We start from the raw sequence: 19,527 nt of genomic DNA, 5'->3' as shown, positions 1-19,527 counted from the left end.
CATATCTTAGGAAGGTTAACCATTCTAACCATTATTTGTAGTATACGCACCTCACCCATACAATTACACGCTGTTCCTCGGGGTCAGACACCTCTTTATTACTGCACTTGAGTAAAGATAGGGGAGAATCGCAAAAAGAGCTGCTCTTCATGTAGCAGCTCTTCAATTTAATCTAATGGTTTGTAATTCACATCTGGTGTATAGCGATTCGTTGCATTCCAAAGTAAAAACTCGTTAATTCCTTGCTCATTTAGTGCTCTAATTTGGGCCTCGACTTCCTCTTTTCCATACTTCTTATAATTTCCTGATCCAAGCCAAGTTGCAGTAAAGTCTTGAATCCACGGTCTTGAAACTGGTGGGTCTTTCAAAGCTTCGAGGACCTCATTTTCAACTTTTGCATACTCCTTCGTTAACTCATAAGGATACAGGTCAGGCTTATCTAAGCCAAAATAAGGAGTCCAATGACTAGGATAAATCATCGATGAAATCACATCTACATTTTCTGAGATTTTAGAAAAGTTTTGCCCGATTCCAGGTGCTTCTTTAATGGTTGCAGCATATCCAAATATATCAACTGAGACATCAACATTGTATGAAGATAATTGTTCATTCGCATAGGCCACAAAATCAGTCACAGCTTCTACTCGTTTTTTTACATTGTCGTCCCCATCTGTGTATTCACCTAATTCGTATTCAAGCACTTCATCTCGTCGTTCAAAACCTTCTGGAAAACGAACATAGTCAAACTGAATTTCTTTAAACCCCATTTTAGCAGCTTTTTCTGCTATAGCTATATTGTAGTCCCATACCTCTTTCAAAAATGGATTAACAAACGCTTCTCCCCTGCCATTTTTCCACACTTCTCCATTTTCTTTAAATGATAATTCAGGTTTACTTTCTGCAAGTACAGTATCTTTAAACACTACAATACGCGCTATTGGATATACTTCATTTTCCTCTAATATTTCCATTAATTCTTCTGTGTTTCCAATGTAATTTTGGGAAATGTTAAAGAACGGCGATTCGTCTTCCGGACGATAGGTAAGATAGCCATGATCATCTTTAATATCAATGACCATTGAATTTAACTCCGTGGTATTAATCATGTCAAGCAACGTATCAAATCGTTCTCCTCCTGCTGAGTTACCAGTAACATAAATACCACGAACCCCATCTGCTGGATATGAAAAAGAATACCCGGAATCATATTCAAATCGGATCAATTTATCTGGCAAATCAAACGCTGTTCTTTGCATTAATTTCTGCTGATGGTCTCTTGCTTTGATTGTCTCTGTTTCTTCTGCATGTACAGAAAAAGGTCCTACAACGAAACCAAAGATACAAAGCATGAGCACAAAAACCAAGTGTTTCCCCATGCGCTTCACAACCTTTTCTTTTGGTTTTGTGTTCACGTTTATAGTGTATGTATTAATCTTCGTCTTTAGCATCCCAATCTTCGGGAATTGGTTCCTCGGCCTCCTCTGTCAATTGTTTTCTTTTCATGTCAAGTTGTTCCTTATGCCATGAGAAATTATCCTTGTTTACTAAATATTTATCTCCATCGTATAATGCTTTGATATGACCTTGTTTAATTTGTTCCAATATGTATCTCTCAGGCAATTCTAAATAATCTGCCAAATCAGCTATCGTAATATACATTACATATCTCCCTTTTAAATGAGTCTAAAAAAACAAAAAGAAAGGCGTCTCTCTAAAATTCCTGATACCATATCACAAAATAGTAAATGAAATGGAACCCGGAACTTTTATGAAACACCCTTTTTTAAAAATTAAATTGGCAACACATAAAACAATATCATAAAGAAATGAGCTACTGTTCCAGCTAACACAAATAAGTGCCAGACAGCGTGGTGGTATTTAAATCCTCTCCAAACATAAAAAATTGTTCCTACAGTGTAACAAACTCCACCAATAAACAATAAAAACGTTCCAGCAGGTGATAATGTTGCTATTATTGGTTTTATAGCAACGATCGCAAGCCACCCCATTCCGATATAGAAAACGGTTGACATAAAAAGAAATTTCTTCACAAAGAATATCTTAAATATAATTCCAACAGTTGCGATCCCCCATACAATACCGAATAAGGTCCAACCAAGAGCGCCTTGAACGACGATAAATAATAATGGAGTATAGGTGCCGGCAATAAATAAGTAAATCGATGCGTGATCAAAAATTTCAAATAAGTCCTTGACCTTGCCAGGAGGCATAGCATGAACCATTGTGGAAGAAAAATATAGTAAAAGCATTGTTGTGCCATAAATTGTGAAACTAACTATATGCCAAGCAGAACCATATAGACTCGAAAATACAATAAGCAAGACAAGTCCTGCAATACTTAATAAAGCTCCAATACCGTGTGTAATTGCATTTGCAATTTCTTCACCTTTTGAAAACGTGTGTGTTGTAGCCATTTTTAACCCCTTTCAACTTGCATTCTTACATTATACACTCTTTAGTATGTACATTGCTACCAATTTCAATCAATTGTTGCATTTCAGTCAAAAAGTCTTTATAATAGATGAAATATACTTTTTTAATGACAAAATTTATCACAACCTAGAAAAGGGGGAATGTCCCATGAGACATGTTACATTAGTTCAATTGTTTGATCATCCCATTACGCAAAAATATGTAAAACGCTCTGGTATGGCCCACGCAGTTGCTTGTGCTTATCATGCTTTTCGCTTAGCACTTGAGCATAAAGTTGATCCTGACCTAGCAACGAAGGCTGCATTCCTTCATGATATCGGTCATTACACATGGTATCGAGATGGTCAGTGGGATTATGATTTATATAAACAAAATGATATTCATGCAATCAAAGGCTCCGAAAGAGCGCACAAACTGCTAATTCGTTTAGGTGAACATCCAAAAATAGCAAAAGATATCGCCTTAGCCATTTTGCTTCACACCGATTCTTATTTACCTAACGGGTATTTAGAATTGAATCCACTACAACATGTTGTAGCTTTAGCCGATGAAGCCGATGAAGAGCCAGGAGGAGATCATCATTACCGTACGATTTCAGATAGTCGCGCAAGACGACTATTAGAACGGCTAGATAAAAAGGTTGAATCTAAAAAAAATAACAATTATATAAAGCGTTCAATTTGATTTTTTCGAAATTTTAATCACATAAAACAAATTGACGATACGCTCCTCCTCATGCTACATTAAACACATCACAATAGAATACCCTAAAAAGGGGAGTAGCGACCTTTTGGTCAATGAGTCGTCATGACAGTGAAATTTCACTCGGTTCATTGAGCTTTGAGTTGAGCAGTTCATATCGAAACATGAACTGGCCTCAAAGTACGCAAGACCTTTTTATGAGAGATTACATCCAACTTGGGGCAAACTCTCATAAAAGGGTCTTTTTTGTGTCATTTATGTTTAGGAGGAATTGTTTTATGGTCTTTTTTTGGTTTATTATAGCAGCTGTCATTACCGTACTAGCTGCGATAAAACTCTCTACATATGCCGATACAATTGGAGAAAAAACCTCTCTTGGGGGGATGATGGTTGGAACGATTTTCCTCGCTGGAGCAACTTCTCTTCCTGAAGTGACAACCACCGTATCTGCTATTGTGTTAGATACTCCCGATATTGCTATTGGGAATGTATTTGGCAGTAACATGTTTAATTTATTAATTATTGCGAGTTTCGATCTCTATTTTAGGAGACAACAAATCTTTAAAGCAGCTGAGCGTTCTCATTTATATACAGCCAGTGTTGGTTTGCTTCTTGCAATTGTTGCTTTACTAGCTCTTTCCATTAGAATCGAAATTTCATTACTTGGTATTGGAGTTGATATTTGGATCCTTTTCTCTGTTTATGCACTAGGGATTTGGCTAACCTCCTATTTATCAAAAAAATACCCCGATCAACCTGTAGAAGAGCCAGAAGAATACAATATGTCAGCTATTCCCCTCAAACAAGCAATTATTGGCTTTGTGATAGCTGCGATTGTCATCATGGGGGCAGGAACTCTCTTAACGATTACAGGGGATCAAATTGCTGTGATTACAGGGCTTGGTGCAAGCTTTGTTGGAAGTTTCTTAATTGCAGCTACAACGTCTCTACCTGAAGCCGTATCTGTACTTGTTGCTTTGCAACTTAGGAACAACAACCTTGCCATAGGGTCAATATTAGGAAGCAACTTATTTAACTTTTTAATATTAGGCTTAGCCGATATTTTTTATCGTGAAGGTCCAATCATTGCTGCAGTATCTGATGTACATCAAATTACGGCAGCAGCTGTCGGTATTTTATCAGTTGTAGTCCTTTATGCATTAATACGAAAACCAAGAGAAACCATGCTCCGTTATGCATTGCCCTCTGTTGTTTTAGTTATCCTATACTTCATTTCTTCTTTTCTTATTTTCATCCAGTAATAATAGAGGCTGCTGAAAAAAGGAAAGACCGATCTTTTTCAGTAATGGATTCGTTTCTAGAGGAATAAAGTGAACACGCAAGGAAAATAGCATAGCACAGGTACTTAACACCTGTGCTATTTACTCTTGTTGAACTAACGCTTCCATTAGCAAAATACATTTTTAGATACTATTTCCAATTGTTAATTCTCCCTTTTCTCCTCCCAAAGCTGTATACGCTCTTCATGACTAACTTCTTTATGTACCTGATGCAGCATCCATACATAACCAAAGGGGTCCATAAATACGGCGTTCGATACACCATAGTCAGCTATCTCAGTTACCGGTTGCACTTCTTTACAACCTCGGTCCATCGCTTTTGCGTAGGTCTCTTTAATGTTTGGGACAGTAACATTTACCCAACTAGTTTTAGGGTCCTCAAGATTCGGTGCAATCAAATGAAATTCTGGATTCTCATCTAACATATGAAAGTGAACGTCGTATAGGGTAAAAACTACCTCATTTTCACCACGAGGAAAGTTTGAAACCTCCACACGCTCGATATCAAATATATTTTCGTATAATTCCAGTGCTTGTAAGCTATCTTTCACAACCATATCAAGTTCTACTCCAACCATAATGAACACACTCCTTACAAGTTTATAAATATTCTTTTCTTTACCATTACCCCAGTTTATCAATTAAAGTATACCAAATTCATAATTAATAACACGGTAAATATAGTTTATAAATAAAAACAAGCGTACCAATTTCTATGTGAATTGATACGCTACTTCTATTGCTTTTGTATTTTCTCTTCGAAAACTGGCCGTCCTACGTTTCCAGCAGTCTCTTTAACCTTCTTCCCTCAGAACTATAAGGTCTTCCATTATATCAAAGGTTAAGCCTCCATTGATTCGTTGAACAATCAGCCCTTGTTCATCAATAACTATTGTTGTAGGTATTCCAATAATTTGATATTTTTTCATTACTTCTCCATCTTGATCAAGAAGTGGATCAAAAGTCGCTCGATAGTGTTGCAGAAATGGTCTTATTTCTGCTTGGCTCTTTTCTTGACTTGTCATATTTATTGCTAAGAACGCTGCACCTTTTTCTTTCAACTTTTTTTCCATCTCTAAAATGACTGGCATTTCTTCTTGACAAGGATGACACCATGTCGCAAAAAAGTTTATGACAACTGGCTGTCCTATAAAATCATCTAATGAAACTTGATTTCCATTTAAGGTTGTCAATTCAATAGGAAGCGCTTCTTGTCCGACTTGCACACCTGGTTGTACCGAAGCAGCTACAGACTCCTCAACCTGTTGAAAAATACTATCTGATTGGCTATACATAAACCCAACACCACATAAAAGAATAATTAAAACACTTCGATAAAAAGCTTGTTTTCTTCTCATCCATCACGCCTCTTTTCGTTCTTTTTCAGGATTGTTATAATGTATCGTATGTCCTTAAAAAGGAAATCATGCGAAATGAGGGGAAGTCTTGAGTAAAATCCAAATTCTTCAATTAGTTGCTATTACCGTCTTAATTATTTTTGTGCTTATCTCCTATCTAAATGATTACACCATTACGTGGCTTTTTTATTTAATTGTTGTTATTAATGTTGTTCTATGGGTCTTAAGATTGAATGAACGACGAAAGTCAGCTACTTAAAACAAGGCAGCATGTTCGCTCATTGCTTTGAGGGATTTCAAGAAGGGAAAAGTCGCCCTTCGATTGTTTGCAATGGCTCCCTTGCTACGCGTAGCTATGAGAAAATCGCTCATAGCTCCTTAAAACAAGGCAGCATGTTCGCTCATTGCTTTGAGGGATTTCAAGAAGGGAAAAGTCGCCCTTCTTGAAATCCCTCTTGTATGTTTTTATGCATCTTCGTACATATTAGTTATACAGAGACTTCTAGACAGGAGGATGTAATATGAAAGCTTTGCTAGGAAAAGTTAAGGATTTTAGCTATCACTTTTTAGATCTCCTCTTTACTTTAGAATACGAAGATGTATATAACAAACCTCATAGAAACCAAACTGTTAGAGAACGACAGTCTTACTCAAATTCAAAACCGATTCACTAAACACATAAAAAAAGGTGACATGTATGTCTACTTTAGCTAGGTCATCTATCATGAACTTGACCTTAATTACTAGCTATAGAACATTTCAGTCACCTTCTTTATTATGACATAATATGAAATTCATTCTTTTTTATTGAAATTGCTGTTGGAGTCGTTCCAATCATTTCTCCATCAGCCATTACAGTTTGTGGCTCATCACAATCTACATAAATAGATTCTACTTGTAAATATTCAACACCTTTCATGTTAACATGTTTCCCCCCAAAAACGTTAGCGAGTATAAAGAGTAACCTCCACCTAGGGAGACTGTGAATAATACATAAATCCAATTTCCCATCATCACTAATCGCTTTAGGACAAATTTTTATTCCTCCTCCATAGTAAGCATGATTGGCTACTGCTACTAACCAAACTTTCTCAAAAACTTTTTCGCTACCATTCAATTGAAGCCTAAAAGAAGAAGCCTTATATGTTAGTAAGACTCTTAAGATTGTTACTAAGTAAGCGAGACTTCCAAACCACTTCTTCAAATTACTTTTGTTAACTTCATCGGCAACCTTTGCATCAAAACCTATTCCAACTACTGTCATACAATGGCGGTCACCAACTTCTAATACATCAATTTTGCTTTTTTCATTTTGCAACAGTTTCTCAACTTCTTTTCTGTAATCCTTTGAAATTCCTCTCGCTCTTGCATAATCATTTCCAGATCCTGTCGGGATAACACTGAATGGTACTGATGTTCCAATTAGTTGATTCATAATCTCATGAATTGTCCCGTCACCACCAAGAGCGATGATACACGATATATTCGTTTTAGATGAAATTAAATTGTTTAGATAGCTAATAACTTCTTCTTTAGTAGCTGTAAATTGAACATGATATTCAACTTTTTTTTCGTTCAAAACTTTTTCTATTTCACTCCAAGTTTGAACAGACCGTCCTTTTCCTGATGTTTTGTTTACAAGAAAATAATACATCTACTTCCTCCCCCCTTTTTTGCATGTATTCTTCCCATATTTCTTTTCGATATTCAAAGATATTTATTCCAATTATAGTGGAAAAATATGAATAAAATACTTTTTTTTGCACAAATTACAAGTAATTAAGTACGTACTTCCATATTAATTAGGGAGGTGATTAGATGAACGCTTTACAATTTGATTTTACAATTCCGAAATATGTCCTTACAAAAACATTTGGTCGCTGGTTCCCTTCACTCCATTGGAATCCCCGGTTCTCTTGTTTAAAGTGGGGAGAAACCGAAGTGCCTAATTTACCTAATGAAGATTGGGCGAAAATTAAAGTTAAGTATGGTGGCATTTGTGGTAGTGATATGAACTTACTATTTCTACATGATTCGCCAACTACATCACCGTATGTTTCCTTTCCATTTACAATTGGCCATGAAGCTGTCGGGCAAATTGCGGAACTCGGAAAGAATATTACCCATTTAAAAGTAGGGCAACGGGCTGTTGTTAATCCTGTTCTCTCATGTGAAACTCGGGGTTTAGAACCTTGCCCAGCTTGTGAACGTGGAGACGAGAGCTTATGTGAGAAAAAAACGAAAGGGTCAATCGAATCTGGTTTGTTAATAGGGGCTTGCAAAGATACGGGAGGAAGTTGGAGTCCTTATTTTGTTGCACACAAAAGTCAAATTCTCCCCTTACCAGACGAGGTAAACGATTTAAACGGTGTTTTAGTAGAGCCATTCAGTTGTGCTCTTCATGCTGTATTACGTAATCCACCAAAAACAGGAGATAAAGTGTTAGTCATAGGGGCTGGGGTGATTGGACTTTCGGTTGTAGCTGCTATCAAAGCACTTAATTATTCCTGTAAAGTCTCAATCTTAGTTAAACATTCATTTCAAGCTGACATGGCCAAAGCGCTTGGGGCCGATGAAGTAATTTATCTTGATCAGTCATATGTCAGTTCGACTGCAAGAGCACTTGGGGCAGAAGCATTAAAGCCTGTTTTCGGAGCAGAAGTCGTACAAGGTGGAGCCAACATTGTGTACGAGTGTGTAGGCAGGAAGAAAAGTGTTACAGATGCACTACGCTTTACAGAAAGTGGTGGTACCGTTGTCCTTCTCGGTTTAGCAAGCATAATGAAACAGATTGATTGGACAACAGTCTGGTTAAATGAACTAACGATCAAAGGGTGTTTTGCATACAGCACAAATGAATTTGAAGGTCAGAAAATGAACACTCTTCAAATCGCAATTGAGTTAATGAAGAGAGGGAAAGTTGATCTATCACCTCTAATTACCCATCAATACCCTCTACATGACTACAAGGCGGCTTTCAACACCATTTCTAATAAAAATCGTGAAAATGCTTTGAAAGTTGTCTTCAACCATGATCAAACTACTGTTGGAGGTTAACTATGAAAAATTTTACATTGAGCTCAAATCCTACTAGTCCATTCTTACAATGGTTATCAAAAGGTTTAGTATCAACATTTTCAAAAAATGGTTTTTCATACACTGAAAATAATAATGATCCTCTTCAACTCGTCTTTCATTTTGTTACGGAAGATGAAATCAAACCATTTCGCCGAAAAGCACAAGCAACCTTTGTTGTTGCAGCATTAGAAAGTTCTGGCCAACCATATGATTTATTTACCGAAGTATATCCTTTTCTAGTTCGCTCATTAGCAAACCATTTTATGTACATTAATCACCGTTCTGGGAAAACAGATGTCCACTTTTTAACACCGGAACAAGGCTGCTACTCTATTTCATACCACGAGGGTGATGATGAACAAGAATTCTTGGATAAAATATATAAACGTCTTGAACCGTTAACATGTTCTAGACTTGTTATTGACAATCAATTTTACGAAGATCTTCCTAAGCCACTTTGGGAAGGCAACCAGGTAACAACTGAGCTAAGTAAATCCGGTAAAAAATTAGATGAAATGGATTTGCTGCCAGCTCCTTTTCCTTTAGATAAATACTTAAGCGAAAGAGATATGCGTCACCTCAATAAACTATATGGACTTGGTGGATTAAGCTACGGAAACTTAAGTGCTAGAAGCGACGAAGATCACTTCTGGATGAGCGCTAGTGGTATTAATAAAGCGAATATGAAAGAAATAGGTAGAGATATACTCTATATAAAGGGATATAATGATGATGAGAACTTTATTGAAGTCAGTATTCCACCAAATGTTAAACCAAAAAGAGCCTCAGTGGACGCAATTGAACATTGGATGATTTATAAGGAACATCCAGACGTCGGTGCGATTGTCCACATTCATGCTTGGATGGACGGTATACAAGCAACAGAGATTAATTATCCATGTGGAACAATTGAATTAGCCGAAACCGTCGCTCAACTAATTCGAGAATCAGACAATCCATCTGAAACCATTATCGGTCTTAAAAATCATGGTTTAACGATTACTGGCCCTTCTCTTAAAAATATCTTTAATCGCATTGAAGGTAAAATCCAGCGCCAAGTACCTATGTCTTAATTGAGCTCATTGCTTAGAGGCCACGGAAAAAGGATAATTCTCCTTTTTCCGTGGCCTCTATAGTACTTGTTTTGTTTTTACTAGTTGTTTTATTGCGTAAGCGATTTGTTTGGCTGCATCGGGTTTTTTTAGTTTTTGGGCGTTTATTACTAGCTGATTGTACTTTTCCTCATTGAATAACATTTCTTTTATATGGTTCGTAACTTCTTCGCTTTTTTCAGCGATAAAAGCTGTCCCAAATTCCATTAAGAACTTTGCATTATCTTCCTCATGTCCAGGTACTGGTTGATAAATTAAAATTGGTGTTTCACAGGCTAGTGCTTCTGACATCGTTAACCCACCTGCTTTTGATATGACAATATCGCTTGCTCTTAAATATTTGGTGAATTGATCAGTGTATGGAATAACATGTACACGATGTTTACTAGCACATATTTTTATTTTTTGTTCAATCTCTTTATTCATTCCGGTCATGCATAGTATTTGGACGTTTTCCTTTATCTTTTCTAATGATACTAATATCTCTTCATAATTACCGAGTCCTAGGCCCCCTCCTGTTATCAACACTGTCTTTTCATCAGGTTGTAAGCTTAAGTCGTTTCTTAATTTCCACCTTGGAATGGAAACATCGGGAATTTCTTTTATTGGAATACCTGTACAGAATAATTGATCTTGTCGTAAGTTATGTTCATTTGCAAAATGTTCAATATACGGAGAGGCGGTAAAATAACCATCAATCTCAGGACGTACATAAGCAGGGTGTAAATATAAATCAGTTATTACGGTATACAGTGGGATCGATAAATGTTTTTTTCTTTTTAATCTCGATAAAAAAGCTGTTACAAACGGATGAGTAGAAATCAATACATTTGACCGTTGTTTTTTTATAATCGAATGCAATTTTTCGCAAAAAAAAGAACCAAGTTGATCCATGATTAAAAACCATGAATACTCCTCACTATATCGGTAAAGCCTTCCCCAAAAGCGTGGAGTTTTTTCAATCATTTTTAAATATAATTCTAAAAATGTTTTGTGTAACAAGGGATGGATCGAATGAAAAGTATCTATTATTGAAACGGTTTCTCCTTGTTCCTCCAGTTGCTCTTTTAATGCTTTTGAAGCTTCGTTATGACCATTTCCTATTGAAGCAGAAAATATAGTGATTTGACTCATAAGCGCCTCACTTCCTTGAACCTGTTACAAATATGATAAAGTTATTGTTCACCTTTTCTTAAAAGATCATTCATGATATTCAAATTGACTTCTTTTCAAGAGGTGTATCAGCCTATGTTTTTGGGAAACAATCTGATATGATTTGATGTATATCATAAGAACATGTTAATGAAAGGAATGACAAAAATGAAAACCGTATTTTCTGGCATACAACCAAGTGGCACATTAACACTTGGAAATTATTTAGGGGCAATGAAGCATTTCGTGGAGATGCAAGATGAATATAATTGTTATTTCTGTATTGTTGATCAACACGCTATTACCGTTCCACAAGATCGTTTAAAACTTCGTGAAAATATTCGAAATTTAGCTGCTCTATACTTAGCAGTTGGAATTGATCATGAGAAAGCCACTTTATTTATCCAGTCTGAAGTACCTGCCCATGCTCAGCTAGGTTGGATTATGCAATGCGTTTCTTACATAGGTGAACTTGAAAGAATGACTCAATTTAAAGATAAATCTGAAGGGAAAGAAGCTGTTTCTTCTGCATTGCTTACCTATCCACCACTTATGGCAGCAGATATCCTTCTTTATAAAACAGATATAGTCCCAGTTGGCGAAGATCAAAAACAGCATCTCGAACTTACACGTGACCTTGCAGAACGATTCAACAAAAAATATAATGACATCTTTACGATCCCAGAGGTTCGTATACCTAAAGTAGGTGCTCGTATCATGTCTTTAAATGACCCTTCTAAGAAGATGAGTAAGTCAAATCCTAATCCAAAAAGCTATATTTCAATGTTAGATGACGAAAAAACGATCACGAAAAAAATTAAAAGTGCTGTCACAGATACTGAAGGTAGCATTCGTTTCGATCGTGAGGAAAAACCAGCTGTATCTAACTTACTTTCCATTTATTCTTTATGTTCTGGTGAAAGAATTGAGACAATTGAGGAGCGTTACGCCAATAAAGGCTATGGTGATTTTAAAACAGATCTAGCTGAAGTAGTAGTAAATACACTTAAACCTATTCAAAATCGTTATTATGAATTAATTGAATCTGAAGAGTTAGATGAGATACTCGACCACGGTGCAAACAAAGCGAATCAAGTAGCTTCTCGCATGATCGAAAAAGCAGAGCGCGCGATGGGGCTTGGACGTAAGAGGCAAAAATAAATTTTTGGTTGGAGTAATTGAACATGCAGCCACATGCAAAAAAGGACGGAAAACCGTCCTTTTTAGTATCCTGCATTCTTCTTCATGACTTTTCCTACAAAAAATGATAGTCCTAGTGTTCCCACTAACAATACAACTGTTAGGATTTGCATCACAGCATAAGCGAAATTATCCATTGTTTCCCCTCCTTACTTAATTCATCTTTCTCTGTAATTATTATAGGAGAGTTTAATTACAAAGTAAATGCCTAAGAATAGCACGTTTGGCTATTTCTTAGACATTACTATGCTTATGCTTCAATTGTTCCTTGCTTGTTCACAAACTATTCATTTATTTAACGCTCTCACCATGCTCAAGCTCCCATAACTTTTCAAAGAAGGCTTGTCCTCTAACCATCGCTTCGCATAGTTGGTGATGTTTTTCAGTCCACCCTATGCGAATTTCAGAATACAATTGTTCCCAAGCTTCATCTCTACTTAGCATTTGTATTCGTATATAATCGTTAGGGCTCCACTCTGTATACCAGTAACGCACTTCAGCATCAGTTCCAGAAGAGTATAGCTGATCCAAAGCCATATACAACAATTGCTTTAATTGTCTCTCTCTTCTAGTTAACCCCCAAAGATCTTCAGGACTCGGTGATAAAATATGGTACTCTTTGCTAACAGTGCTTGATAATTCAAATTTGGTAAATTCATTCTGTTTTAATTGCTCATAAACCATTTGTTCCTGTCTTGGAGTTAATCGACTTTTCCGAATAGGCGTTTTATAGCCCATTGTATCAACAGCAATGATCCCTATACCATCTGTTGCAATAAAGCAGTAATCTAATTGAATACGCGACATGTTTTTTCTAAGATAACTTTGTTGATGAACTTCAGCCAACAAATCTTCCGGCAGGTCGGATAAGTTGTTCTCAATGTAGTGGAATAATTCTGAACTTACTAATACTACGATTGCTTGATCTAACACTTCAATTCTGTCATCACTACGCCATTCATGAAAATCACATACATTATATCCGTTTTCCTCGCCTTCGAACCAATTGACCCATACGTCTCGGATATGGACCATGAAAAACCCCCCTCACTGTATTTTGTTTTGTATCCACAGTATAGGCAGGCACGAACCAGTTTATTCCATACACACATAATTCATTCCAAATTATTCTAAGTTTTTTTTTTCCGCTTTCTTTTAGTGGGTATCGTCATTGAGACAATGATGATAATGACTCCAATAACGAAGAAATAAAACTCTATTCTTTGCAGTAAGAACATCACATACATCGAAGCATCATAACCAGCTGTAAGTAAATTTAAATATGCTAAAATACTTATTCCACCTACTACAGCTAGTGTGAAGCCAATAAGAACGAAGAATAATCTAATCATGAGCTATCACAACAAATAATCACCATTTTTTCTCACCTCTTTTAGTTTGAATTTCGATTTCTGCAGTAATGTCTCAGCAGGTACTTGCAATAGTTGTACAGTATTATCGGTTTCAGTCGTTGCAGATTGAACCAGTTTGTAACCGGTGTAATACCCTAACCATAATGGAATTCCATGTTCTTGACTTCCATATAGGTAAACTAGATAATTTTTTCTTCCTTGCTCAAACAAATTAGGGCGAATCCACCTTTCAAACCACTTATCATTCCATCTATCATCATATCGGCGAGTCCAAGAAGCGCAAGCATTTGGGCCTAACTCTTCTTTAACAGCAAGTTCAGCAAGACCTTCCATTGCCATTGACTCTAATAACGTAATGGACTCTTCGGTTTGATGAAGGGTCGCCAGGCGACATATATGATGATATTCATGCGTGATTAAAGCAAGAAGATCGTTTTTTGTTGTAGAAGAATCGATAAATAGTAAAATCGCATTTTGTAATGATAATCCTGTTTTTCTTCCTAGCTCACTAGCGAGAAACTCATCTTGATTATTTAATGGCAAAATATATATTTTAACGTCTGGTCCATTCCATTTCTTTTTTAATTTAAGAAATTGTTCTTGAACGACAAACCAAGGCATTGTTTGTTTCCATATGTCATATTCACGTTCGATTGATTGGTTAGGTAAAAAAAGTCCCATTTGCATAAGATATTGATGCAACCCCAATACATCTTCCGTCGAAAAAAGATCGCAAAGTGGTTTGATGACCAGTTCCCTTTGACATTCAAACTTTTCTTCAATCGTCTTTGCTTCATTCCATTTTAATTTATAGTGATGTAACCACTTATCCGTTCTTACAACCCCCATAAACTGACACCCTCCTTATTATTACTATATGAAGAGTTTGTCTGGAATGAACCAACTTTTGCCTTTTTTTCAGTAAAGCTGTAGATCAGTGGTAATATATGTATATTGATAATTTGCTATTTCATATGAACGTTTATCACGGTTTTACATACTCTATTATTAGCTATTGGATAAGAAAAGGATGGTTCTATGCCAGCAATTGTAGGAGCCGTAAAAGTTAACAGTGTTGGAAATAGTGGAGTACTTAATATTGGAGACGTATTTAATATCGCTCCAAAAAGTACTGCGAAAACCTTTGCCGGTGCAGGCTCTTTTATTACTGGAGATTACCTGAAAGTAAGTAACAACCAGAGTGCAACAAATACGTATGACAAAGATTTTGCTGACTCAAACATTCAATCAATCATCTAAAGGAGGGTATATATGAACTTCCATATTAATCAAAGCATTACAATACACAATTTAAGAATAGATGGAATAACGAACTCTTCGGTGTTGCAAATCGGAAGTGCGGGTATGATTAAATCACTATCTAACCTCTATAATACGGGTGGCTTTACAGAACCAGCACCTGAAGCAGACGGAATAGTAGAAGAACATGACCCAAGACCTCCTCTTGTTCCACTTGCACCACCAACAGGAGCATAAAAATGTTGAAGTAATACGTAAGGAGGAGATTTCATGTATTTCAACAATTCAGATTTGATACAAAATCTCCAACAACTCTATGGCCACGTTAATTCTCAACAAGAAAGAATTACTTATTTAGAATCAACGGTTCAATATCTACTGAACGAAATCAACACTTTGAAACAAAATCAAACTTCAAATATAGAGAGAGTCGAGTATAAGTTTGATCAGTTAAAAGTAGAAAGGTTGGAAGGGACGTTAAATATCGGTTTGACACCACAGCATAACGGCGAAGGACCTATTGAAGATTTTTCGATTAATCAACATGATTTAAAAGTCCCTTCTGTAAATCAACAGCAATCAAACATTTTTGAAACAGTAAAACATCAGGTACACAGTTATTTGAATGGAGAATGCCATGAAATTTTCAATCAAATTGAAAGCCAGCATAATTATTATTTAGATAGTCATTATCGCCAATATATCATTGATGATATACGAAGACAGATTGACCATCGTATTAACTATTACCTTAATCAAGTTAATCAAGCTTCTTTACCACCAGAGGAAATTGCACGTGTTGAAGAGATGGCTATAAATAAAGTAAAAGAAGATATTCATAAAACATACGATGAGTATCTTAAACACCTACCTCGAGAGGAGTCAGAGTGATTATATGAATTTCACCGTAGTTAACAAAAACGTATGTGTCGATAATGTTCGGATAGTAGGGGTTTCAACTTCATCTCTATTCTTAGTTGGAGATACAGATACAATCACATTATCCTCTATTTTTGATACACCACCCGAATCTTTAATTATAGGACCATTCGTTCCACTTGCCCCTGAGTAAAGGAGTGTCATATGGTTAGAAGGACTTCTATTGTAAAAAACGTGAAAATCACAAGCTTAGCAAGCAGCTCTGTTTTAGAAATTGGCGATTCAACGAATATTACTCCGAGATCCAGGGCTTTGGCCGTACAGCGTGAAGTTGAATTATTTTATAGTGATGAAGGCAATTTTAATGCGTATCCAATTTTCACTAAACCTTTACCGAGACCGATTATCACTGAACCAATTAACATCTCAAGACACAATGTTTCTCCTTTTATTCATGTCAATCAAATCGATATTATAGGGGCAGCTGCCTCCTCTGTAGTGCATATCGGATCAACTCATAACATTGATGCCGAAGCCAGGGTGAAGCATATCAGACAATTAGAAGAAAGAAACTGGAACCAATAACTTGTTTACTGAGTACTGTACTGTAATTCTAAAATGAAAAGGGTGTTAATATGCCTTCGATAGTAGGTGGTCCATTTAAAGTAAATTCAAATGGTGGAATTATGCATTTTGGAGATTCATTAAATATTTCTCCAAAAAGTTCAGAGAAAAGCGTTTCCGGTCAAGGCGCCGGAATTAATGGTGATTTTGTCATTACAAATAATGGATTTAATGCAAATAACGTCACAGATCCAGATATTTTAGATCAAAATCTAGGTGGAAATGTTTAAAAGTGGGTGATACTCTTGGATTTTCACGCAAATGAATGGAATAAACCGTTCAAGAACTTTTTTGAAGATGAGTTTTGGGGGAAATTTAATAATTATTTTAACGGAGTTGGTAATCAACCAAGAGCAAACGTATATCAATCCGGAAATGAATTGATTTGTACTGTTTTTTTGCCAGCAATTGAAACTGTAGAAGATATTCGATTAAATGTCTATGAAAATACGTTAGAAGTTAGTGGTGTAATTAATCTTAATTATAATGGATTTCAATTAATTCAAGAGGAGCTACAACAAGGGGCCTTTAAACGCGCAATAGAATTGCCTTTTGCTGTTCGGAAGGATAAAATTGAAGCTTCCTATAAACGTGGAATGTTAGTCGTACATTTATTTCGACTAATACCAAATAAGAGTAACCAAACCATTCAAATAAGAGATGAAGAGTAAAGATCAGTAACTTAGCTACTGATCTTTTCATAATTATCGCTCAAAGCGAAATTCTATTTTTTTATTCTCTTTATTCCAAAAAAGTGAGGCTTGAAACGTCTTCTCACCTTTTTTAAAACCATCTATTAATTCAGTCTTTCCATCATTTAATAGAGCTCTCATATCTTTTTGTCTAATTTTCTTCCCTAAGATCGTCTTTGAAATCGTAAATTTGCAATTATGTGACTTGTATTGACTGCAGCCATAGAACGTTCCCCTATCTAATACTCGACCACTGCATTGAGGACAAGCGCCCACAGTGGTAGGCCTACTCTTTCCTTTTTGAGGTTTCTTTTTCATGGCTGTTATATCATATTGAGAAAAGTCCCATCCTTTCGATTGTTTTTCTGCTTCAGAAAGGATGTGATGAATGAGCTTTTTTGTCTGTTCCATAAATACTGCTGGAGATGCCTTCCCCTTGCCAATCTCATTTAGACGCTGCTCCCATTTTGCCGTCATCTCAGCAGAAGTTAATAGACTATCCCCTAAAGCTTCGATTAATAGGCGACCTTTCTCCGTCGGTGAAACAATATTGTTGGTCACTAACATATAACCTCGATCCTTTAAGACAGTGATAATTCCAGCTCTTGTAGCTTCAGTTCCAAGCCCTTGTGATTCCGTTAAAATCTTTTCAAGTTCCCCATCAGTCAATTGTTTCCCAGCTGTTTTCATAACATTAATAAGTTGTCCTTCTGTATAACGTTTAGGAGGTTGAGTGACTGATTCTTTTGACTCTACCTTTTTTACCGTTCCTGAATCCCCTTGTTCTATTAAGGGTAATTCTTCTTCCTTTTTCTCCTTTTGCTCGGGAAAGATAATCTTTCTCCATCCTTCCTGCTTTGTAATGTTTCCCTTTGATTGAAAAGTTGCTCGTTCATCAACAAGTGTTTCTACTTTTGTCGTGTGAACAATCGCTTCATTTTCGTGTGCTGCAAGAAGTGATCGAACAATTAAATCATATATATTTCTTTCTTCAGTTGTGAGCTTTTGTATTTCGGGAATCTGTTCTGTTGGAATAATCGCATAATGATCGCCAACTTTTTGATCATTAACATAGCGTTTATTTCCAATTAACGACTTGATCGGTAGAGGGAAAAAAGAAGAGTAATCTTGCATTTTTGCTAACGATTCTATAATTTTAGGAAACGTTAATGCCTCACCTTTTGTAATAAAAGGAGAATCCGTTCGTGGATAAGAAATAAATCCTTTTACATAAAGCTTTTGAGCCGTATCAAGTGTTTTTTTAGGTGAATATTTATAACGTTTGTTCGCTAATGTTTGAAGGCTCGATAGTGTAAACAAAAATGGTGGTTTAAAATGTTTTTCTTCTTTTTTAACACTTATGACCGATGCCTGTTTGCCATCACAAAACGCGACAATTTTATTTGCTAATTCGGCCGTTTGAACTCTTGTCTGGTTATCTTTATGCCAAATTCCACTATACTCTTTATCTTTAATTTTAAATGTTGCTTTTATTTCCCAAAAAGGTTCAGGTTTAAAATTTTCAATTTCCTTTTCTCTTTTCACAATTAATGCTAGCGTTGGTGTTTGGACTCTCCCAGTGGAAAAGACATCAGAGATCCCTTTTTCTTGGAACAAAAGTGTATAGGCGCGCGAAGCATTCATTCCAACAAGCCAATCAGCACAAGATCTACTTAGCGCCTCATAATACAAAGGACGAGTCTCTTCTTCGCTTCGTAAAGACTGGAAGCCTTCTTCAACTGACTTTTTGGTAAGAGAAGAAAGCCATAGTCTTTTGAGTGGCTTATTAACCTTACATTGTTCAATAATTAACCGAACGATTAGCTCCCCCTCTCGCCCGGCATCTCCAGCCATAATAATTTCCTTTACATGATCTTGGTTAACTAGTTTTTTTATTACCTGAAACTGCTTGCTTTTCCCTTTTGTGATTTTATGTGCGAAGCGATCTGGCAAAATAGGTAAACTATCTATTCTCCAAGCCTTCCATTTCTGTGAATAGAACTCTGGAGGAACCAATTCTACGAGGTGGCCAACAGCCCACGTAACATATGCACCATTCGGAAACTGTGGTGTTCTCTTAATTTCTATGTATCCTGATTTTTTACTTGATGGATATGGAGCTGCTAATTTAACTCCTTGGTCCGGTTTCTCAGCTATGATCACTTTCATTCTCTTTTTCGTCCCTTTCAATACTCCAACTTTCGATTTATTATAACTCAAGATAGAATTTATGAGTGAATTATTGCCCATTTTCAGTAAATTAGTGTTACTATAAGAAGATCAAAATATTTCTTATTAAATAGAGTCATTTTCGACCTGAACACATATACGTAAAGGAGAAC

Annotated in this window: 25 protein-coding genes; 14 read left to right on the top strand and 11 right to left on the bottom strand. The window is 36.2% G+C overall.

Annotated features, from left to right (window positions below; all coding sequences use genetic code 11):
* Positions 1 to 167 precede the first annotated feature (167 nt).
* From AC1FXZ_RS19195 to trhA, 3 genes are all read right to left on the bottom strand, one after another.
* Positions 168 to 1,376 carry a putative glycoside hydrolase gene (locus AC1FXZ_RS19195; RefSeq protein ID WP_480056675.1) on the bottom strand — a complete coding sequence of 403 codons (1,209 nt, stop codon included), beginning with the start codon at positions 1,374 to 1,376 and terminating at the stop codon, positions 168 to 170.
* A gap of 52 nt (positions 1,377 to 1,428) precedes the next feature.
* Positions 1,429 to 1,659 carry an excisionase family DNA-binding protein gene (locus AC1FXZ_RS19190; protein WP_480056673.1) on the bottom strand — a complete coding sequence of 77 codons (231 nt, stop codon included), beginning with the start codon at positions 1,657 to 1,659 and terminating at the stop codon, positions 1,429 to 1,431.
* 131 nt (positions 1,660 to 1,790) lie between these two features.
* Positions 1,791 to 2,435, bottom strand: a complete 645-nt coding sequence (gene trhA, locus AC1FXZ_RS19185) for a PAQR family membrane homeostasis protein TrhA (protein WP_480056671.1) — start codon at positions 2,433 to 2,435, stop codon at positions 1,791 to 1,793.
* Positions 2,436 to 2,601: 166 nt separating this feature from the next.
* On the opposite strand from trhA, the gene AC1FXZ_RS19180 reads away from it, so the two are divergent.
* On the top strand, positions 2,602 to 3,138 hold the full coding sequence (locus AC1FXZ_RS19180; protein ID WP_480056669.1) for an HD domain-containing protein: 537 nt from the start codon (positions 2,602 to 2,604) through the stop codon (positions 3,136 to 3,138).
* Between the two features lie 296 nt (positions 3,139 to 3,434).
* Positions 3,435 to 4,418 (top strand): sodium:calcium antiporter, encoded by a 984-nt coding sequence (locus AC1FXZ_RS19175; RefSeq protein ID WP_480056667.1) that lies wholly within the window; start codon positions 3,435 to 3,437, stop codon positions 4,416 to 4,418.
* Between the two features lie 182 nt (positions 4,419 to 4,600).
* Here the strand turns inward: AC1FXZ_RS19175 and AC1FXZ_RS19170 are convergent, their stop codons facing one another.
* Together AC1FXZ_RS19170 and AC1FXZ_RS19165 are read right to left on the bottom strand one after the other, a co-directional pair.
* On the bottom strand, positions 4,601 to 5,035 hold the full coding sequence (locus AC1FXZ_RS19170; RefSeq protein WP_480056665.1) for a VOC family protein: 435 nt from the start codon (positions 5,033 to 5,035) through the stop codon (positions 4,601 to 4,603).
* Between the two features lie 216 nt (positions 5,036 to 5,251).
* Positions 5,252 to 5,815, bottom strand: a complete 564-nt coding sequence (locus AC1FXZ_RS19165) for a TlpA disulfide reductase family protein (RefSeq protein ID WP_480056663.1) — start codon at positions 5,813 to 5,815, stop codon at positions 5,252 to 5,254.
* A gap of 88 nt (positions 5,816 to 5,903) precedes the next feature.
* On the opposite strand from AC1FXZ_RS19165, the gene AC1FXZ_RS19160 reads away from it, so the two are divergent.
* Complete coding sequence (locus tag AC1FXZ_RS19160; RefSeq protein ID WP_480056661.1) at positions 5,904 to 6,074, top strand: hypothetical protein; 171 nt, start codon at positions 5,904 to 5,906, stop codon at positions 6,072 to 6,074.
* Positions 6,075 to 6,336: 262 nt separating this feature from the next.
* Positions 6,337 to 6,489 carry a hypothetical protein gene (locus tag AC1FXZ_RS19155; RefSeq protein ID WP_480056659.1) on the top strand — a complete coding sequence of 51 codons (153 nt, stop codon included), beginning with the start codon at positions 6,337 to 6,339 and terminating at the stop codon, positions 6,487 to 6,489.
* A 101-nt stretch (positions 6,490 to 6,590) separates the two neighbouring features.
* On the opposite strand, the gene AC1FXZ_RS19150 is transcribed toward AC1FXZ_RS19155, so the two are convergent.
* Positions 6,591 to 7,469 carry a diacylglycerol/lipid kinase family protein gene (locus AC1FXZ_RS19150; protein WP_480056657.1) on the bottom strand — a complete coding sequence of 293 codons (879 nt, stop codon included), beginning with the start codon at positions 7,467 to 7,469 and terminating at the stop codon, positions 6,591 to 6,593.
* Between the two features lie 164 nt (positions 7,470 to 7,633).
* Here AC1FXZ_RS19150 and AC1FXZ_RS19145 point away from each other — a divergent pair, with 164 nt between their 5' ends.
* Both AC1FXZ_RS19145 and AC1FXZ_RS19140 read left to right on the top strand, forming a co-directional pair.
* Entirely contained in the window at positions 7,634 to 8,872 is a 1,239-nt protein-coding gene (locus AC1FXZ_RS19145; RefSeq protein ID WP_480056655.1) for a zinc-dependent alcohol dehydrogenase, read from the top strand.
* 2 nt (positions 8,873 to 8,874) lie between these two features.
* Positions 8,875 to 9,966: a class II aldolase/adducin family protein gene (locus tag AC1FXZ_RS19140; protein WP_480056653.1), complete on the top strand. Its 1,092-nt coding sequence runs from the start codon at positions 8,875 to 8,877 to the stop codon at positions 9,964 to 9,966.
* 57 nt (positions 9,967 to 10,023) lie between these two features.
* Here the strand turns inward: AC1FXZ_RS19140 and AC1FXZ_RS19135 are convergent, their stop codons facing one another.
* Positions 10,024 to 11,139, bottom strand: coding sequence for an MGDG synthase family glycosyltransferase (locus AC1FXZ_RS19135; RefSeq protein ID WP_480056651.1), 1,116 nt, complete (start codon positions 11,137 to 11,139; stop codon positions 10,024 to 10,026).
* Between the two features lie 186 nt (positions 11,140 to 11,325).
* Here AC1FXZ_RS19135 and trpS point away from each other — a divergent pair, with 186 nt between their 5' ends.
* Positions 11,326 to 12,318, top strand: a complete 993-nt coding sequence (gene trpS, locus AC1FXZ_RS19130) for a tryptophan--tRNA ligase (RefSeq protein ID WP_480056649.1) — start codon at positions 11,326 to 11,328, stop codon at positions 12,316 to 12,318.
* A 330-nt stretch (positions 12,319 to 12,648) separates the two neighbouring features.
* On the opposite strand, the gene AC1FXZ_RS19125 is transcribed toward trpS, so the two are convergent.
* The 3 genes from AC1FXZ_RS19125 to AC1FXZ_RS19115 all read right to left on the bottom strand — a co-directional run bounded on the left by AC1FXZ_RS19125 (position 12,649) and on the right by AC1FXZ_RS19115 (position 14,579).
* On the bottom strand, positions 12,649 to 13,392 hold the full coding sequence (locus tag AC1FXZ_RS19125; protein ID WP_480056647.1) for a DUF3603 family protein: 744 nt from the start codon (positions 13,390 to 13,392) through the stop codon (positions 12,649 to 12,651).
* A gap of 95 nt (positions 13,393 to 13,487) precedes the next feature.
* Positions 13,488 to 13,709 (bottom strand): YuzI family membrane protein, encoded by a 222-nt coding sequence (locus AC1FXZ_RS19120; protein WP_480056645.1) that lies wholly within the window; start codon positions 13,707 to 13,709, stop codon positions 13,488 to 13,490.
* A gap of 6 nt (positions 13,710 to 13,715) precedes the next feature.
* Positions 13,716 to 14,579, bottom strand: coding sequence for a DUF2268 domain-containing putative Zn-dependent protease (locus AC1FXZ_RS19115; protein WP_480056643.1), 864 nt, complete (start codon positions 14,577 to 14,579; stop codon positions 13,716 to 13,718).
* A 189-nt stretch (positions 14,580 to 14,768) separates the two neighbouring features.
* Here AC1FXZ_RS19115 and AC1FXZ_RS19110 point away from each other — a divergent pair, with 189 nt between their 5' ends.
* The 7 genes from AC1FXZ_RS19110 to AC1FXZ_RS19080 are packed head-to-tail and all read left to right on the top strand — an operon-like array spanning position 14,769 to position 17,164.
* Entirely contained in the window at positions 14,769 to 14,990 is a 222-nt protein-coding gene (locus AC1FXZ_RS19110; protein ID WP_480056641.1) for a spore germination protein, read from the top strand.
* A gap of 12 nt (positions 14,991 to 15,002) precedes the next feature.
* The gene (locus AC1FXZ_RS19105) at positions 15,003 to 15,227 is read left to right on the top strand and encodes a spore germination protein GerPB (protein WP_480056639.1); all 225 of its coding nucleotides are present in this window, start codon (positions 15,003 to 15,005) and stop codon (positions 15,225 to 15,227) included.
* A gap of 33 nt (positions 15,228 to 15,260) precedes the next feature.
* On the top strand, positions 15,261 to 15,881 hold the full coding sequence (gerPC, locus tag AC1FXZ_RS19100) for a spore germination protein GerPC (RefSeq protein ID WP_480056637.1): 621 nt from the start codon (positions 15,261 to 15,263) through the stop codon (positions 15,879 to 15,881).
* A gap of 4 nt (positions 15,882 to 15,885) precedes the next feature.
* Positions 15,886 to 16,062 carry a spore gernimation protein GerPD gene (locus AC1FXZ_RS19095; RefSeq protein ID WP_480056635.1) on the top strand — a complete coding sequence of 59 codons (177 nt, stop codon included), beginning with the start codon at positions 15,886 to 15,888 and terminating at the stop codon, positions 16,060 to 16,062.
* 11 nt (positions 16,063 to 16,073) lie between these two features.
* Entirely contained in the window at positions 16,074 to 16,454 is a 381-nt protein-coding gene (locus AC1FXZ_RS19090) for a spore germination protein GerPE (protein ID WP_480056633.1), read from the top strand.
* Positions 16,455 to 16,504: 50 nt separating this feature from the next.
* The gene (locus tag AC1FXZ_RS19085; protein ID WP_480056631.1) at positions 16,505 to 16,723 is read left to right on the top strand and encodes a spore germination protein; all 219 of its coding nucleotides are present in this window, start codon (positions 16,505 to 16,507) and stop codon (positions 16,721 to 16,723) included.
* A gap of 15 nt (positions 16,724 to 16,738) precedes the next feature.
* The gene (locus AC1FXZ_RS19080; RefSeq protein ID WP_480056629.1) at positions 16,739 to 17,164 is read left to right on the top strand and encodes an Hsp20/alpha crystallin family protein; all 426 of its coding nucleotides are present in this window, start codon (positions 16,739 to 16,741) and stop codon (positions 17,162 to 17,164) included.
* A gap of 33 nt (positions 17,165 to 17,197) precedes the next feature.
* Here the strand turns inward: AC1FXZ_RS19080 and AC1FXZ_RS19075 are convergent, their stop codons facing one another.
* Positions 17,198 to 19,354 (bottom strand): DNA topoisomerase III, encoded by a 2,157-nt coding sequence (locus tag AC1FXZ_RS19075; RefSeq protein ID WP_480056627.1) that lies wholly within the window; start codon positions 19,352 to 19,354, stop codon positions 17,198 to 17,200.
* Between the last annotated feature and the right edge of the window lie 173 nt (positions 19,355 to 19,527).

It is taken from the genome of Halalkalibacter sp. HAAS-P014 (genome assembly GCF_056619965.1).
Note: the sequence above shows the minus strand (reverse complement) of the source record. Positions and strands in the feature narration are given on the sequence as shown.

Excerpts from the sequence above, each read along its gene's own strand:
- gerPC (WP_480056637.1), top strand. The coding sequence starts at position 15,261 with ATGTATTTCAACAATTCAGATTTGATACAAAATCTCCAACAACTCTAT.
- AC1FXZ_RS19135 (WP_480056651.1), bottom strand. The coding sequence starts at position 11,139 with ATGAGTCAAATCACTATATTTTCTGCTTCAATAGGAAATGGTCATAAC.
- AC1FXZ_RS19090 (WP_480056633.1), top strand. The coding sequence starts at position 16,074 with ATGGTTAGAAGGACTTCTATTGTAAAAAACGTGAAAATCACAAGCTTA.
- trhA (WP_480056671.1), bottom strand. The coding sequence starts at position 2,435 with ATGGCTACAACACACACGTTTTCAAAAGGTGAAGAAATTGCAAATGCA.
- AC1FXZ_RS19085 (WP_480056631.1), top strand. The coding sequence starts at position 16,505 with ATGCCTTCGATAGTAGGTGGTCCATTTAAAGTAAATTCAAATGGTGGA.
- AC1FXZ_RS19150 (WP_480056657.1), bottom strand. The coding sequence starts at position 7,469 with ATGTATTATTTTCTTGTAAACAAAACATCAGGAAAAGGACGGTCTGTT.
- AC1FXZ_RS19165 (WP_480056663.1), bottom strand. The coding sequence starts at position 5,815 with ATGAGAAGAAAACAAGCTTTTTATCGAAGTGTTTTAATTATTCTTTTA.
- AC1FXZ_RS19195 (WP_480056675.1), bottom strand. The coding sequence starts at position 1,376 with ATGGGGAAACACTTGGTTTTTGTGCTCATGCTTTGTATCTTTGGTTTC.
- AC1FXZ_RS19145 (WP_480056655.1), top strand. The coding sequence starts at position 7,634 with ATGAACGCTTTACAATTTGATTTTACAATTCCGAAATATGTCCTTACA.
- AC1FXZ_RS19105 (WP_480056639.1), top strand. The coding sequence starts at position 15,003 with ATGAACTTCCATATTAATCAAAGCATTACAATACACAATTTAAGAATA.
- AC1FXZ_RS19190 (WP_480056673.1), bottom strand. The coding sequence starts at position 1,659 with ATGTATATTACGATAGCTGATTTGGCAGATTATTTAGAATTGCCTGAG.
- AC1FXZ_RS19120 (WP_480056645.1), bottom strand. The coding sequence starts at position 13,709 with ATGATTAGATTATTCTTCGTTCTTATTGGCTTCACACTAGCTGTAGTA.
- AC1FXZ_RS19170 (WP_480056665.1), bottom strand. The coding sequence starts at position 5,035 with ATGGTTGGAGTAGAACTTGATATGGTTGTGAAAGATAGCTTACAAGCA.
- AC1FXZ_RS19115 (WP_480056643.1), bottom strand. The coding sequence starts at position 14,579 with ATGGGGGTTGTAAGAACGGATAAGTGGTTACATCACTATAAATTAAAA.
- AC1FXZ_RS19125 (WP_480056647.1), bottom strand. The coding sequence starts at position 13,392 with ATGGTCCATATCCGAGACGTATGGGTCAATTGGTTCGAAGGCGAGGAA.
- AC1FXZ_RS19175 (WP_480056667.1), top strand. The coding sequence starts at position 3,435 with ATGGTCTTTTTTTGGTTTATTATAGCAGCTGTCATTACCGTACTAGCT.
- AC1FXZ_RS19095 (WP_480056635.1), top strand. The coding sequence starts at position 15,886 with ATGAATTTCACCGTAGTTAACAAAAACGTATGTGTCGATAATGTTCGG.
- AC1FXZ_RS19110 (WP_480056641.1), top strand. The coding sequence starts at position 14,769 with ATGCCAGCAATTGTAGGAGCCGTAAAAGTTAACAGTGTTGGAAATAGT.
- AC1FXZ_RS19075 (WP_480056627.1), bottom strand. The coding sequence starts at position 19,354 with ATGAAAGTGATCATAGCTGAGAAACCGGACCAAGGAGTTAAATTAGCA.
- AC1FXZ_RS19155 (WP_480056659.1), top strand. The coding sequence starts at position 6,337 with ATGAAAGCTTTGCTAGGAAAAGTTAAGGATTTTAGCTATCACTTTTTA.
- AC1FXZ_RS19180 (WP_480056669.1), top strand. The coding sequence starts at position 2,602 with ATGAGACATGTTACATTAGTTCAATTGTTTGATCATCCCATTACGCAA.
- AC1FXZ_RS19140 (WP_480056653.1), top strand. The coding sequence starts at position 8,875 with ATGAAAAATTTTACATTGAGCTCAAATCCTACTAGTCCATTCTTACAA.
- trpS (WP_480056649.1), top strand. The coding sequence starts at position 11,326 with ATGAAAACCGTATTTTCTGGCATACAACCAAGTGGCACATTAACACTT.